1 rRNA gene is annotated in these 1,412 nt (G+C 57.9%); it reads right to left on the bottom strand.

Annotated elements, in window-relative coordinates:
- Positions 1-1,270, bottom strand: a 23S ribosomal RNA gene (locus tag Sri02f_RS40925); the annotation flags it as partial.
- Positions 1,271-1,412: the final 142 nt, after the last annotated feature.

The raw sequence follows: 1,412 nt of genomic DNA, 5'->3' as shown, positions 1-1,412 counted from the left end.
AATGACACGACTTCGGCGGTACGCTTGAGCCCCGCTACATTGTCGGCGCGGAATCACTAGACCAGTGAGCTATTACGCACTCTTTCAAGGGTGGCTGCTTCTAAGCCAACCTCCTGGTTGTCTCTGCGACTCCACATCCTTTCCCACTTAGCGTACGCTTAGGGGCCTTAGTCGATGCTCTGGGCTGTTTCCCTCTCGACCATGGAGCTTATCCCCCACAGTCTCACTGCCGCGCTCTCACTTACCGGCATTCGGAGTTTGGCTAAGGTCAGTAACCCGGTAGGGCCCATCGCCTATCCAGTGCTCTACCTCCGGCAAGAAACACACGACGCTGCACCTAAATGCATTTCGGGGAGAACCAGCTATCACGGAGTTTGATTGGCCTTTCACCCCTAACCACAGGTCATCCCCCAGGTTTTCAACCCTGGTGGGTTCGGTCCTCCACGAAGTCTTACCTCCGCTTCAACCTGCCCATGGCTAGATCACTCCGCTTCGGGTCTTGAGCGTGCTACTGAAACGCCCTGTTCGGACTCGCTTTCGCTACGGCTTCCCCACTCGGGTTAACCTCGCAACACACCGCAAACTCGCAGGCTCATTCTTCAAAAGGCACGCAGTCACGAGGCAAGCACAAGTGCTTGCCCGACGCTCCCACGGCTTGTAGGCACACGGTTTCAGGTACTATTTCACTCCGCTCCCGCGGTACTTTTCACCATTCCCTCACGGTACTATCCGCTATCGGTCACCAGGGAATATTTAGGCTTAGCGGGTGGTCCCGCCAGATTCACACGGGATTTCTCGGGCCCCGTGCTACTTGGGTGTCTCTCAAACGAGCCGCTGATGTTTCGACTACGGGGGTCTTACCCTCTACGCCGGACCTTTCGCATGTCCTTCGCCTACATCAACGGTTTCTGACTCGTCTCACGGCCGGCAGACCGTGAAAGAGAGATCCCACAACCCCGTATGCGCAACCCCTGCCGGGTCTCACACGCATACGGTTTGGCCTCATCCGGTTTCGCTCGCCACTACTCCCGGAATCACGGTTGTTTTCTCTTCCTGCGGGTACTGAGATGTTTCACTTCCCCGCGTTCCCTCCACACTGCCTATGTGTTCAGCAGCGGGTGACAGCCCATGACGACTGCCGGGTTTCCCCATTCGGAAACCCCCGGATCAAAGCCTGGTTGACGACTCCCCGGGGACTATCGTGGCCTCCCACGTCCTTCATCGGTTCCTGGTGCCAAGGCATCCACCGTGCGCCCTTAAAAACTTGGCCACAGATGCTCGCGTCCACTGTGCAGTTCTCAAACAACGACCAGCCACCCATCACCCCCAACCCTTACGGCTGGAGTTCACTGGGGCCGGCATCAGAAGGACGACCTTGCGGCCGTGCCCTCAGACACCCAACAGCGTGCCCG

The sequence above is a fragment of the Streptomyces rishiriensis genome, assembly GCF_003112535.1.
Lineage (GTDB): Bacteria > Actinomycetota > Actinomycetes > Streptomycetales > Streptomycetaceae > Streptomyces > Streptomyces rishiriensis.
The sequence above is the reverse complement of the archived record's forward strand: the minus strand, read 5'-3'. Positions and strand labels throughout refer to the sequence as shown.